Raw genomic sequence first — 14,513 nt, forward strand, 5'->3', positions numbered from 1 at the left:
AAAATAATTACTTTTACCCATCGTATTTTGTATGTCGAAACACAAATTTACGATTCATTTAAAGAAGCCATCTTTTTGGCTTCTTTTTTTATTTATTTATATCGGACAACAATGATTAGTTAAATATAATAAGAAGAAAGAGGATTAAAGTATTCTTTCAATTTAAGGTACTTGAAAAATAGTAAAGCCGGTTAGATCTCATAAAATAGTAGAACATTTATAAACCTGTATCCTATTGTTAAATGAAAACCTCACTCAACTTTACAATATTATTATATTTATATCTCTCCAACATTGTATGAACTATCCAAGCTAATAAAGAATAACAATCTTACTATTCCTCCTTGAAATCAACTGATAGAGAGTTTACACAGTAACGTTGTCCGGTTTTTGTAGGTCCATCATCAAATACATGACCTAAATGGCTTCCGCAATTAGCGCACAGTATCTCTGTGCGTTTCATACCGTGAGTTACATCGGAGATATATTCTACTTTTCCAGGTATTGACTCGTCAAAAGAAGGCCAACCGCAATGCGCGTCAAATTTAGTATTGCTTTCGAACAATGATTCACCACACGCCCCGCACGCGTAAGTACCTTTTTCAAAGTTTAAATTGTACTTTCCTGTGTGTGGATATTCAGTTCCTTTTTTTCGAAGAATTCTATAACGTTCTTCTCCAAGTTCTGCCTTCCATTGTTCCTCTGATTTTTCTAATGGATATTTCATTTCTTTACAATTTAAGTTAGTCTTTTTTCAGTATTATAATAATTATCTTTTTTCTATTTATCTAAGAACGTAATTGTTTTTTCAATTACGGCATTATTTCCTAGAATTTTTCGGTGTCCTAAACCATGAGTTAACATCAATTCTCCATTTTTTAAATATTTATGGATATGAATTCCTGCCTTGACAGGAACTTCTGGATCATCGTGATCATGTATAACTAATACAGGAATAGTAGCTTTTGCTGCAGCGATATAAGCAGAATAGCTATTCATCTCTTCACCATATTTCTTTTCGAAATGCAAACGTAATAGTGTGCTAATATTTGGCTTTAACTCTAATTTAGCAACGAAATCATCTAAAATATCTTGGACAATATCACCGCTTCCTATTACAATAGCTTTATTAACTTTTAAACCGCTTTTTATAGCGTTTAGAACAGACATTCCCCCTAAGGAGTGACCGATCGCAGCTTCGAATGGTCCGAATTGCTTATCGATTTCCATAATCGAGCTAATAAAATCGGTCATAATTGTCATTTTTCCTGGAGACTTACCATGAGCAGGAGCATCAAAACTTATTGTAGAATATCCTTGTTTTACTAATTCATCAGCTATCTTAAATAATTGTGTTCCTCGACCGGACCAACCATGAACTAGTAGTATTTTCTTTTTGCTATCTCCGTACTGATACAGAACAATTTCTTTACCAATCTCTGGTATGTTAATTAACTTTTGTGTGCTTTTACGATCCATATCTAACTCCCTTTTAGGAATTTTATGTTTTATTGGAGTCGTAAATAATTTAGAAGCAAAGAGTGTAATGAGTTTTGGTGAAATTAAAGAGATTAATTTACATGTTACTAACATAATCTTAGGAATTTTTAAAGATTGTGTATGTACAGAACTATTTTTTGTCATATCAATAAATTTTCAATCGGGCAATGATGTTAATTTTTTTTTAGTAAATTTAGAAAAACATAAAAGTAGTATTTTTTACAAACGTATTTATTGCTATTAACATAAAAGGGACAAATAAAGCGTAATTGCGATGATCGTACTAGAATTAATTATAAAATCAAATTTCATTTATGGAAATATTTCATATTAGTGCTGAATGTTATCCGGTAGCCAAAGTGGGTGGATTAGCGGATGTTGTAGGAGCGCTACCAAAATATCAAAATAATGCTGGACATCTTGCAAGGGTTGTTGTACCAGGTTATGATACAAAATTTAAAAGTGAAAATGATTTTGAGTGTGTTCATTGGGGACATGTGAAATTAGGTAATTTTAGTTTTCCTTTTAATGTTCTTAAAGAAACCACGGATATGCTGGGTTTTGAACTCTACTTGATAGAAATACCAGATCTTTTTAATAGAAAAGATGTTTACGGTTATGAGGATGACATCGAACGCTTTTTATCATTTCAAATTGCAACTTTAGATTGGATTATTGGAAGAGGTTCAGTGCCAGATGTAATTAATTGTCACGATCATCATACGGGTTTAATACCTTTTATGATGTTATACTGCCACAAGTATAATAAACTTAAAGAGGTGCCCTCAATGATTACAATTCATAATGGATTGTATCAAGGTCAATTCAGTTTTGATAAATTATATTATTTACCTCATTTTGATTTAGCGCACGTTCACGTTTTAGAATGGGATAATTGCATTAACTCATTGGCAGTAGGTATCAAATGTGCATGGGCGGTGACTACGGTTTCTCCAAATTATCTAAATGAAATTAATTATTCAGCTAATGGATTAGAATCCTTGTTTAATTTAGTTCGTTATAAGTCAAAAGGAATTTTGAATGGGATAGATATCGAAGTGTGGGACCCTGAAAAAGATTCTGCGTTAGAAAAAAACTATTCTATCAAAAATTTCGAACTTGGTAAACAAAAAAACAAGGAAAAGCTATGTAAACTTTTTGATTTAGATCCTAGTAAACCGCTTTTTAGCTTCATTGGAAGATTATTAGAGGAAAAAGGAGGAGATTTATTACCCCATGCTTCAGCTCTAGCTTTATCTGAAAATTATCAACAAATAAATATTTTGATATTAGGTTCTGGTAACACAACTATTGAAAAGCAGCTCAATAGTTTATTGCATGATTACAAAGGAAATTACAATACTTTTATTGGCTATAATGAAGAATTAGCGCATCTAATTTATGCAGGTTCAGATTTCCTACTGATGCCATCACGTGTTGAGCCTTGCGGTTTAAACCAAATGTATTCACTTAGATACGGTACGATTCCTATAGTAAGAAGAACAGGTGGATTAAAGGACACCGTAATAGATTTTGGAGATAACGGAAATGGTATTTGTCATGACCAAGCAAGCGTGAGAGATATTTGCTATTCCATTGATAGAGCAGTAGATCTTTTTAATGATAAAAAGCAATTCAATAAAATTAGAAAAATAGGGATGAACACGGACCATTCATGGGAGCGAGTTTGCCAAGAATACATAGAGATATACAAATTAATAAGTAACAAAATATGAAGGCTAAAAAGAAAAATGTAATTGCAATTATATTAGGGGGTGGACAAGGCTCAAGATTATATCCGTTAACCGAAACAAGATCTAAACCAGCAGTACCGATTGGAGGAAAATACAGATTAGTAGATATTCCGATATCAAACTGTATGAATTCTGATATTTACAGGATGTTTGTGTTGACTCAGTTTAATTCTGCTTCATTGAATGCACACATTAAAAACACCTATAATTTCAGTGTTTTCAGTCATGCATTTGTTGATATTCTTGCCGCAGAGCAAACTCCTGATAATCCAACTTGGTTTCAAGGAACAGCCGATGCTGTAAGACAATGTATGCCACACTTTTTAAATCATGATTTTGATTATGCTTTAATACTTTCAGGAGATCAATTATATCAAATGGATTTCAATGAAATGCTTGAAGCGCACATCAACAATGAAGCTGATATTTCTATTGCTACTTTACCAGTTAATGCTAAAGATGCACCAGAATTCGGAATTCTTAAAACTAATTCTGAAAGTTTTATCGAATCATTTATTGAAAAGCCAGCTAAAGAATTACTACCTGAATGGGAATCTGATGTAAGTGACCAAATGAAGAGTGAAGGAAAACATTACTTAGCTTCGATGGGTATTTATATTTTCAATAGAAAATTGTTGATTGACATTATGTCTAATCAGGAAACTAAAGATTTTGGTAAAGAAATTATTCCACAAGCTGTAGGTCATAAAAAAATCTTGAGTTATCAATACGAAGGATATTGGACTGATATAGGTAATATTAATTCTTTTTTTGAGGCAAATATTGGGCTAACAGAAGATTTGCCAAAATTCAACTTATTTGATAATGAAAATAAGATATATACAAGACCTAGATTGCTTCCTCCTTCTAAATTTCAAAAAACTATTGTCGATAAATCGCTTATCTCTGAAGGTTGTATATTAAATGCAAAAGAAATTAATCGATCCGTCATAGGAATTAGATCTCGAATAGGAGATGGAACCATAATTCAAAATTCTTACGTGATGGGAAATGATTTGTATCAGAATATTGATGATATGAATGAAGACATCGTAAACAAGAGAAATTTAATTGGTATTGGAGAGCGTTGTTTTATAAATAATGCATTAGTGGATAAAAATTGTAGAATTGGTAATGATGTTTACATAAACGGTGGTGCGCACTTAGGGGATTTTTCTAATGAATTGTACGCCATTAAAGACGGAATAGTAGTAATTAAAAAAGGGGCAGTTATTCCAGATAATTACATTATCAAATAAATGTAAAAACTGTTATTGCTAAAAATTAATATTCTTTTGATAAAGAGAATTACAAAATCGAACTATGAATAAAGTTATTTCGCACTCTCTTTTCACGGATTTTGACATTGATTTGTTCAAAGCGGGAAAGCATTTTCGCTTGTATGAAAAACTTGGTGCACATCTTATCTCAGTTGATGGAGTCGACGGAGTTTACTTTGCTGTCTGGGCTCCTACAGCTCATTCTGTATCAGTTATTGGCGAATTCAATTTCTGGACGTCTGGCGAACATCAATTGGAAGTGAGATGGGATTCATCTGGTATTTGGGAAGGTTTTATTCCTAATGTTAAAAAAGGCACTACATACAAGTATAGAATACAATCTAGCAATAATGGCGTAATTACAGAAAAAGCAGATCCGTTTGCTTTTTACTGTGAGAAACCACCGCATACAGCATCGGTTATTTGGGACTTAGAGTACAAATGGGGCGATGAAAAGTGGATGAAAACACGTCAAAACCATAATGGATTAGATAAACCTTATTCAGTTTACGAAGTTCATTTAGGATCATGGAAAAGACACAGCAGCGAAAACAGATTTCTAACGTATGTCGAATTTGCGGAAGATCTAGTAAATTATGTAAAGGAGACTGGATTTACGCATGTTGAGTTTATGCCTATTATGGAATATCCTTATGATCCGTCATGGGGTTATCAACTAGTAGGTTATTTTGCACCCACCTCTCGTTTTGGAAATCCACAAGAATTCATGTTTCTAGTTGATAAACTGCACGAAGCTGGTATAGGAGTGATTCTCGATTGGGTTCCTTCTCACTTTCCTGATGACGCACATGGTTTAGGATTTTTTGATGGCTCTAATTTATTTGAACATCCAGATCGTAGAAAAGGTTATCACCCGGATTGGAAAAGTCTAGTTTTTAATTACGGTCGCAATGAAGTACGCTCCTTTTTAATAAGTAATGCACTTTTTTGGTTGCAATATTACCACGCAGATGCACTTAGAGTAGATGCTGTTGCATCAATGTTGTATTTGGACTATTCTAGAAATGATGGAGAGTGGGAGCCAAATATTTATGGTGGAAGAGAAAATTTAGACACCATAAGTTTCTTAAAAGAATTTAATGAAGCTGTTTACTCTAATTTTGAAGGTGTTCAAACTATCGCAGAGGAAAGCACTTCTTATCCAATGGTTTCAAGACCAACATCAATAGGTGGTTTAGGATTTGGTATGAAATGGATGATGGGTTGGATGCACGATACTTTAGACTATTTTAAAAGAGATACTGTTTACAGAAAATATCATCAGAATGATTTAACTTTCTCTATGAATTATGCCTTTTCAGAAAATTTTATGTTACCGCTCTCGCATGATGAAGTTGTATACGGTAAAAAATCAATCGCTGAACGCATGCCAGGTGACGAGTGGCAAAAGTTTGCTAATTTGAGATTATTGTATGGCTATATGTTTACGCATCCTGGCACAAAATTACTTTTTATGGGATGTGAGTTTGGACAAAGTCGCGAATGGAATTTTGAAGGAAGTTTAGATTGGCATTTGTTACAATATCCGTTTCATGAAGGAGTGAAGAAATTAATAACTGACCTAAATAATTTATACAAAACGCAACCTGCACTGTATGAGAAGCAATTTAGCCAAGAAGGTTTTGAATGGATTAATTATTCAGATCATCAAAATGCAGTGATTTCTTTTATTCGAAAAGGGAACAAGCCTAAAGAATCAGTTATCGTTGTTTGTAATTTTACAGAAGTCGTGCGAACTAATTATCGCGTCGGAATTCCTAAGAAAGGAAAATTAACGGAGATTTTTAATAGTGATGCAAAAATGTATGGAGGAAGCGGTGTTTCTAACATCAAAAAAATCGCTATTCAAGCAATGCCATACGATGGTAGAGATTACTCAGCCGAGCTTGTTTTAGCACCATTAAGTGTATCTGTTTTTAAAATCTAAAAAAAATTACCGAGTAAGGTATAAGTAATGATTCTCACTTTTTTGAGAGTCATTATTTATTTTAAGTAAGGAGTAGCTATAACGTTTTCGTGAATAAATATTCATAAACAACTGAATGCGAAGTAATTTTGTATTTTTGACAACCCAAATTTGAATAAAATTAATATTATAAAAAATGATTACAAATACAGAATTAGAATATAAAGGAGATTTATATCCCACAAAAATTGTTTCTTATGACCATGAGGTAGATTCTGTGAGTTTTTATACAGATAATAGTGTGATCTTGAAGGTAACCGTATTAAGAGATAGTTTAATTCGATTCAGATTTACTACCAAAGGATATTTCAGTAATGACTTTTCGTATGCAATTGATAAAAGTCACACTCATGGATACAATTTTTTAGAAGTTACTGATGAAGATGATTATTACCAAATAAAGACTAGTAAAGTCAAATGTAAGATACAGAAAATTGATATGAGATTGTCAATTTTTGATTTAAATGACTGCATTATCTTAGAAGATGAACTTGGTTTTCACTGGGAAGAAAGCTATGAACTAGGAGGTAATATTGTAAAAATGAGCAAAACATCGAAAGATGGTGAGTGTTTTTACGGGCTTGGTGACAAAGCTACACAGCTAAATTTGAAAGGAAAAAGATTAGAGAATTTCGCAACTGATCAATATGCTTTTCAAAAAGATCAAGAACCTTTATATAAAGTTGTTCCTTTTTATATCGGGCTTCATAATAAAAAATCCTACGGAATTTTCTTTGATAATACATTTAGAACCTATTTTGATTTCTGTTATGAAAGAAGAAATGTAACTAGTTATTGGGCTGAAGGTGGTGAAATGAACTACTATTTTATTTATGGTCCCCAAATGGAAGATGTGGTAACTACTTACACAGATCTGACAGGTAAACCAGAATTACCGCCTTTGTGGGCTCTGGGTTATCATCAATGTAAATGGAGCTATTATCCAGAAAGTAATTTAAAAGAGGTAGCTGCAAAATTTAGAGAGTTGAAAATTCCTTGTGACGCCTTGTATTTAGACATCGATTATATGGAAGGATTTCGTTGTTTCACTTGGAACAAAGAGTATTTTCCAGATCCTAAAAGAATGGTCGCTGAATTAGCTGAAGATGGTTTTAAAACAGTTGTTATTATTGATCCAGGAATAAAAATTGATAAAGAATATTTTGTTTACAAAGAAGCTTTAGAGAAAGATTACTTCTGTAAGAGAGCTGATGGTCCTTATATGAAAGGAAAAGTATGGCCAGGAGAATGTAATTTCCCAGATTACACAAATCCAGTTGTGCGAGAATGGTGGGCAGGATTATTCAAGGAATTAATTTCAGACATTGGAGTAAAAGGCGTGTGGAATGACATGAATGAGCCTGCCGTTATGGAAGTTCCCAATAAGACTTTTCCAATGGATGTAAGACATGATTATGACGGAAATCCGTGTAGTCATAGAAAAGCACATAATATATATGGTACTCAAATGGCAAGAGCGACGTATCATGGAGTGAAGCGATTCGCTTATCCTAAAAGACCATTTGTTATAACGAGATCTGCTTATGCAGGAGCGCAACGTTATTCTTCCTCTTGGACGGGAGATAATATTGCTACTTGGGAACATTTATGGATTGCGAACATACAAATGCAGCGAATGTCGATTTCTGGAATGGGATTCACCGGTTCTGATATTGGTGGTTTTGCAGAACAGCCTTCTGGCGAATTGTATGCGAGATGGATTCAACTAGGTGTTTTTCACCCTTTTTGTAGAACACACTCTTCAGGAGATCATGGAGATCAAGAACCTTGGGCTTTTGACGAGGAAGTTATTGATATCACAAGAAAATTTGTGAACTTAAGATATCAGTTATTGCCGTATTTGTACACGATGTTTTGGCAATATATCGAACAAGGTATTCCTATGTTGAAACCATTAGTATATTTTGATCAAGAAGATATTCAAACGCATTATCGAAACGATGAATTTATATTTGGAAATCAAATTTTAGTTTGCCCTATTTTAGAACCAAATGCATTAGGAAGAAGGATGTATATTCCAAGAGGTGATTGGTATAATTACTGGACAAATGAATATTGTAAAGGTGGAAAAGAAATTTGGATTGATACCAAGTTTGATGAAATTCCAATTTTTGTTAAAGCAGGAGCTATAATTCCGAAGTATCCCGTTCAGCAATATGTGGGCGAACTAGAATTTGATGAGTTGTCATTAGATGTTTATTATAAACTTGGCAAAGAAAAGTCTGTAGTATATGAAGATGCTCAAGATGGATACGATTATAAGAAGGGTAGGTATAGCTTTTTGTCATTTCAAACAAATGGAAAAGATAATGAGCTAATTGTTCAAGTCCATAAAGAGGGGAAGTACGATACACAATATTCAAAATATAAAATTAATCTTATTGGACTTCCTTTTGCAATCAAGGCAATTCAAATTGACAATGTTGAATTCTTGTTTGATAGAGAAACTTTAGAAAAAGAGAGTTATTTGATTGTTGATAAAGGATTTACCGCTTTACGTATTATAGGTGAATAACAATAATAATGAAACATTATGTTTAAATTATATAAATGTTAAAGTTTGTTAACAGTGTATATTTGTCCAATAAATTAAATCTTAGATTATGAAAAAACATATATTATTAGGAATATGCGCGTTAGGTTTAGTGTACTCTTGTGCGACTAATCCAATTACGGGAAAAAAGAGTTTGAACTTTGTTTCGAATAGTGAATTGTTTCCTTCATCGTTTCAACAGTATGGCACTTTTTTGAAAGAAAATAAAGTTATTACTGGAACTGCCGATGCAAGAAAAGTAGAAAATGTAGGTTTAAGAATAAAAGCTGCTGCTGAAAAATACTTAATTTACCTAGGACAAGGACAGTATTTAAAAGACTACCGTTGGGAATATAAATTAATTGATAACAAAGAAGTAAACGCTTGGTGTATGCCAGGAGGAAAAATCGTTGTTTACTCTGGTATTTTACCAGTAACAAAAACTGATGCAGGTTTAGCAACAGTAATGGGTCATGAAGTTTCTCACGCATTAGCTAATCATGGTGCTCAGCGTATGAGCGCAGGTCAGTTACAAGAAATTATCGGTGTAGGTGTTTCTGCAGCTACTTCTGGTAAAAGTGAGCAAACGCAACAAATTTGGAATCAAGCTTACGGGATTGGTTCTCAAGTAGGAGTAATGTTACCTTTTAGTAGAGGTCACGAAACTGAAGCTGATAAAATTGGTCTTACATTAATGGCTATCGCTGGATATAATCCTGAGGAGTCTATTACTTTCTGGACAAGAATGGCATCACAATCATCTGGTCAAGCGCCATCAGAGATTATGAGTACGCACCCTTCTGATGCTACAAGAATTGCAAATTTAAAAGTATTAATTCCAGAAGCTAAAGCAATGGCTGCTAAAGTTGGAGTTATAAAATAATCTTCTTTTAGATAATTTTAAAAAAGGCTAATCTCATTTGAGTTTAGCCTTTTTTTTGTTTTAAAATTGCTATTGATTGTTAAAGTTATTGATGAGTAATAAGCTAAGCTTGTTGCTATTTTAATAAAACTATACTTTTTCTTTGGATAAAATTAAATAAATTCGCAACTCAAAATATCTACTATGTCTGATTTACCAAAAGGAAGTAAGAAATTATTAAATGCTTGGGCTTTTTATGATTGGGCAAATTCTGTTTATACTTTAACCATTGCATCGGCAATATTTCCAATATTTTATGAAGCCTTATTTTCTGATCGAAGTCATTACATCAATGCTTTTGGTTTTGGCTTAAAAAATTCAGCGCTCATAAGTTTTGTAACGGCCATTGCCTTTTTACTCGTTGCTGTAATGTCTCCATTATTATCTGGAATAGCAGATTACGCGGGTAATAAGAAGTCGTTTATGAAATTCTTTTGTTATGTTGGAGCACTTTCGTGCATGGGTTTGTACTGGTTCAATTTAAATAACATATATATTGGATTAAGTTTCTATCTTTTTGGTTTGATAGGGTATTGGGGAAGTTTAGTTTTTTATAATTCCTATTTACCTGATATTTCTTTTGTAGAGCAGCAAGACAAAATTAGTGCAAAGGGATATTCAATGGGATATGTGGGAAGCGTAATTTTACTTGTAATCAATTTAGCAATGATTATGAAGCCCACTATATTTGGAATTACAGGTAGTTCAGGTGAAGCGGCAATGAAGGCGATGCGATATTCCTTTGTGATGGTTGGTGTTTGGTGGATAATCTTTAGTCAATATTCGTATTATTACTTACCAAAGGGTAACAGAAAAGATGATAAAAAAGTAACGCATCACTTAATTTTCAATGGCTTTAAGGAGTTAATGAAAGTTTGGATTTTGCTTAAAGCTAATATTGCGCTTAAACGATACCTAGGAAGTTTTTTTATATCTAGTATGGCTGTGCAAACAGCGATGTTAGTTGCTACATATTTTGGTGCTCAAGAAATTGAGTGGTCCTCAAAAGAGGAAAGCACTACAGGACTCATAATATGTATTTTATTAATTCAGCTTGTTGCCATTGTAGGAGCATTGTTGACTTCCAAGGCTTCTGAAAAATTTGGGAACATACCAACATTAATTTTTATTAATTGTTTTTGGGTTTTGCTTTGTGCGGGCTCATTTTTTATCACGCAACCTATCGAATTTTATGTAATGGCTACTTTGGTTGGTCTGGTAATGGGCGGAATTCAAGCATTATCGCGTTCTACATATTCAAAACTACTTCCTGAAACTCAGGATACAGCATCTTTCTTTAGCTTTTATGATGTGGCAGAAAAAATCGGAATAGTAATTGGGATGATGGTTTACGGAATAATTGATCAAATTACTGGAAGTCCTAGATTCGGAATAGCTTCATTGGCAATCTTTTTTATAATAGCTGTTATTCTGTTGAATAGAGTGCCAAAAAAAGGTGTTTTAAATTAATAAAACACCTTACTATAAAATCTATTTTTAATTACAATTTAGTGATATCACCTGAGCCGTTAACTTTAGTATCTTTTTTCTGAGGATCACCGCTATATTTAATATCACCCGATCCAGAAACCCTTGCATAAATACTTTCTGAACAGAAAACCGAACTATCACCAGATCCAGAAACAGTTACATTGGCGTTTTTAGATTTCATTTTAGAAGCCTTTATATCACCAGAGCCACTTAGAACGCTATTGATATTTTCTGTTTTACCATTAAGCACGATATCTCCTGAGCCATTTAGCGTCACATCTAAATCTTTTGACTCAATACTTAATCTTAAATCTCCAGAACCTGTTAGCTTAACAGCAAATTTATTAGCCATAATAGTATTTTTAGTATCGATATCACCTGATCCTGTTAAAGAAACTTGACTAATACTTTCAAATGGAACCGTAATCAACAATTTCTTTCCATTACTGGTGCTTATATTTTTATTTTTTTCGGTGCTGATTTTAAGTTCTTGATTTACTACTTCAATTTTAATATATGGCAATAAATTTTCTTCGCCGTTCAAAGTAATATTCCCCTCTTTTCCAGCAATTAATTCTACATCAAAAAAGCCTATTACTGCAATTTTGTCGTAGGCTGCAGTTACTCTTTTTTCAGAAACTACTTTGCCGTTTCCCTTAATTCTTTGATTAGAGAACCATTGGGCATTTGAGACTGTTGTGAATAATAGTGCACAAGTAAGTGCTAATTGGATTGATTTTTTCATAATTTTTTTTGATTAATGATTATTGTTTATTGTTTTTTTGCAGTGATACGTTTCCATAATCAGACATGATAATTAAATTATTAACTCCCTTTTTCTTGTAAAATCCACTGTACTTTTTTGAATTTGACACTACTTCTTTAACGCTAAAGTCTAGATCGTTATCATAATTAAAATTGGCATATTTCAAGGATACATTAAAATCGAAAGCATAGTTACTGTCATAACCAATATTAATTCCGGTGTAGCCGGCGGCAATGTTGACAGTGTTTACTTTGGCATTAATTCTATCAATATTTAAAGAACTATACTTTGTATTTAATTTTAAATAATCGGAAACTTCTCCAATGCGTATTGTCAAATAATTTCCAGTAGCATTCAATGTTTTGACACTTATAATTGTGATCTTTCCATATTTACTGCTGTATTTGATTTCGTCACTGTCAAATATAGTAACGTCAGTATAATCGGAAATTAAATCTAATTTATTAGCCTCAGTTATTTTCAAATTCGAATATTTTGCAATTACGGTACCATTTTTTAAAAGAGCAATGGTAGAATTTGAGCAGTAATCAATTTGAACTGAACTGTTTTTAAGAAGTTTACCAGTATTTATTTTTCCATATTTACATTTGATTTCAGCATCACCATAAATATCTGCGGTTACAATGTTTCCATATTTGTTAATAAGCTTTACACTTCCATTTTTTGGTATTTTTAATGTGTAATTAATTTCGAAGCTATTATTTCTTCCTTGATTTTTCGAACTCGAATTACTAATAATTGTTGTAGCTGAAACTAAATTTTTTAGTGCAACAATATCTATATCAATATCATTTATGCGCTGATTTACCCACTTTTCATTATCGCCACTTACCTTTATACTGATGTCAAGTTCGACTTTATCTTCATTCCATGTTGTAACAGAAATATTACCATAGGAATTATCAATTGATAGGGTCACATCTGAGTTTACAGTATAGGCTTTACTAATATTCTTCTGTTTCGAATAATTAAAATCGGTTTCTCCTGCGTATCCAAGAAATGGAATGATAAGTAGAAAAAATAAAATTTTACATTGTTTTTTCATCGGGAAGCTGTTTTAATTGTTCATTTTCTTCTATATGTTGCATCACGGTTTGTAAAAACGAAATCCTAGTTTGAAGATTGCTAATCATTGCGTAAATTATTTGCTTGCTTTCTCCGTTGGTTTCTAATTCGATAATTATTTTTTCATAATCTTGATCTAGAATTTTCATTTGCTTTAAAGCATCGTTGATAATTTTTTTATTTTCTGGAGATTTTTTCTCATTTAATTTCTCTAGCTCTTTTTTTATCACAACTGTAAATATGGAATCAGTTTGTCTTGTTTCTTTCGAAGCAAATTGAAACTCGTTTACTTTCTCTTCTGATTTATGAAAAAAAGATATTCCTAGTAACAGCGCAATTGAGGCTGCAATTGCTAACGGAAGAAAATATTTTTTTGATCTTTTTTTAGTCTTTAGTTTATTTAAAAATCGTTTGTTATGACCATCTTGTAAGTCTTCTACGTCCCAGTTTTGATTTACTTTTTGAAATACATTATCTATTTTATCATTTTCCTTTTTCATATTTCTTCTAATTTTTTTCTAAGACTTTCTTTAGCTCGGCTTAAAGTTGTTCTACAGTTAGAATTGCTTATGTTCAAAATTTCGCTAATTTCTTCAGAATCGTAGCCTTCGATATAGAATAGCGTTAAAACCATTCTGTAATTATATTTGAGAGCGTTTATCGTTTCTAATATTTGCTTTACTTTTAAGTTATTAAACGATTCAACATCTGCTGAATCTTCACAATTCTCCTCGATTTTATAAACATTACTTTCAAAATCTTCTAAACTAAATTGATTGTTTTTTTTGTAAAAATCTATACTAGCATTGACAATAATCCTCTTAAGCCAAGAGCCAAAAGCAACTTCTTGCTTGTAATTATTTATTTTATCAAAAGCTTTCAAAAAACCTTCTTGCATAACATCTTCAGCATAGTGGGCATCTTTTACAATTCTATACGAAACATTATACATCGCTTTAGCATAGCGATTGTAAACTTCGCATTGTGCTTTTTGATTTTTTTGCTTACAAAGCAAAATCAAGTCTTCGATATTAATTTGGTTTAAACTCAATCAACTGGTTATGTTATACTATAAAGACTCACTAATTAAATTTTTGTTACACTTAATAAAATTAATCTTTCTTTTTTCTTAAATTATTTATTTTTTTCTTTAAAAAAAGTAATGTTTTCCAA

General features: G+C 32.2%; 12 protein-coding genes. 6 read left to right on the forward strand and 6 right to left on the reverse strand.

The window, feature by feature from the left end; all coding sequences use genetic code 11:
- Positions 1 to 334 precede the first annotated feature (334 nt).
- On the reverse strand, positions 335 to 727 hold the full coding sequence (gene msrB / locus RCH19_RS04285) for a peptide-methionine (R)-S-oxide reductase MsrB (RefSeq protein WP_343022183.1): 393 nt from the start codon (positions 725 to 727) through the stop codon (positions 335 to 337).
- Positions 728 to 780: 53 nt separating this feature from the next.
- Positions 781 to 1,644 carry an alpha/beta hydrolase gene (locus tag RCH19_RS04290; RefSeq protein ID WP_343022184.1) on the reverse strand — a complete coding sequence of 288 codons (864 nt, stop codon included), beginning with the start codon at positions 1,642 to 1,644 and terminating at the stop codon, positions 781 to 783.
- A 170-nt stretch (positions 1,645 to 1,814) separates the two neighbouring features.
- On the opposite strand from RCH19_RS04290, the gene RCH19_RS04295 reads away from it, so the two are divergent.
- From RCH19_RS04295 to RCH19_RS04320, 6 genes are all read left to right on the forward strand, one after another.
- Positions 1,815 to 3,236: a glycogen synthase gene (locus RCH19_RS04295; RefSeq protein ID WP_121925124.1), complete on the forward strand. Its 1,422-nt coding sequence runs from the start codon at positions 1,815 to 1,817 to the stop codon at positions 3,234 to 3,236.
- Positions 3,233 to 4,513, forward strand: a complete 1,281-nt coding sequence (locus RCH19_RS04300) for a glucose-1-phosphate adenylyltransferase (RefSeq protein ID WP_343022185.1) — start codon at positions 3,233 to 3,235, stop codon at positions 4,511 to 4,513. The genes RCH19_RS04295 and RCH19_RS04300 overlap by 4 nt, the downstream gene beginning before the upstream one ends.
- 64 nt (positions 4,514 to 4,577) lie before the next feature.
- Positions 4,578 to 6,482, forward strand: a complete 1,905-nt coding sequence (gene glgB / locus RCH19_RS04305) for a 1,4-alpha-glucan branching protein GlgB (protein ID WP_343022186.1) — start codon at positions 4,578 to 4,580, stop codon at positions 6,480 to 6,482.
- 175 nt (positions 6,483 to 6,657) lie between these two features.
- Positions 6,658 to 9,057 (forward strand): glycoside hydrolase family 31 protein, encoded by a 2,400-nt coding sequence (locus tag RCH19_RS04310; protein ID WP_343022187.1) that lies wholly within the window; start codon positions 6,658 to 6,660, stop codon positions 9,055 to 9,057.
- An 88-nt stretch (positions 9,058 to 9,145) separates the two neighbouring features.
- Complete coding sequence (locus RCH19_RS04315) at positions 9,146 to 9,958, forward strand: M48 family metallopeptidase (protein WP_343022188.1); 813 nt, start codon at positions 9,146 to 9,148, stop codon at positions 9,956 to 9,958.
- Positions 9,959 to 10,141: 183 nt separating this feature from the next.
- Positions 10,142 to 11,467, forward strand: a complete 1,326-nt coding sequence (locus RCH19_RS04320) for an MFS transporter (protein ID WP_343022189.1) — start codon at positions 10,142 to 10,144, stop codon at positions 11,465 to 11,467.
- A gap of 31 nt (positions 11,468 to 11,498) precedes the next feature.
- On the opposite strand, the gene RCH19_RS04325 is transcribed toward RCH19_RS04320, so the two are convergent.
- From RCH19_RS04325 to RCH19_RS04340, 4 genes are read right to left on the reverse strand one after another with little or no spacing between them, the layout of a single operon-like run.
- Positions 11,499 to 12,233 (reverse strand): head GIN domain-containing protein, encoded by a 735-nt coding sequence (locus RCH19_RS04325; protein WP_343022190.1) that lies wholly within the window; start codon positions 12,231 to 12,233, stop codon positions 11,499 to 11,501.
- Positions 12,234 to 12,252: 19 nt separating this feature from the next.
- Positions 12,253 to 13,320, reverse strand: a complete 1,068-nt coding sequence (locus tag RCH19_RS04330; protein ID WP_343022191.1) for a hypothetical protein — start codon at positions 13,318 to 13,320, stop codon at positions 12,253 to 12,255.
- Positions 13,304 to 13,840, reverse strand: a complete 537-nt coding sequence (locus RCH19_RS04335) for an anti-sigma factor (RefSeq protein ID WP_343022192.1) — start codon at positions 13,838 to 13,840, stop codon at positions 13,304 to 13,306. Before RCH19_RS04335 ends, RCH19_RS04330 begins: the two co-directional genes overlap by 17 nt.
- Positions 13,837 to 14,391: an RNA polymerase sigma factor gene (locus tag RCH19_RS04340; protein ID WP_343022193.1), complete on the reverse strand. Its 555-nt coding sequence runs from the start codon at positions 14,389 to 14,391 to the stop codon at positions 13,837 to 13,839. Before RCH19_RS04340 ends, RCH19_RS04335 begins: the two co-directional genes overlap by 4 nt.
- Between the last annotated feature and the right edge of the window lie 122 nt (positions 14,392 to 14,513).

The sequence above is a fragment of the Flavobacterium sp. PL12 genome, from assembly GCF_039123485.1.
In the GTDB taxonomy this organism is placed as follows: Bacteria; Bacteroidota; Bacteroidia; order Flavobacteriales; family Flavobacteriaceae; genus Flavobacterium; species Flavobacterium weaverense.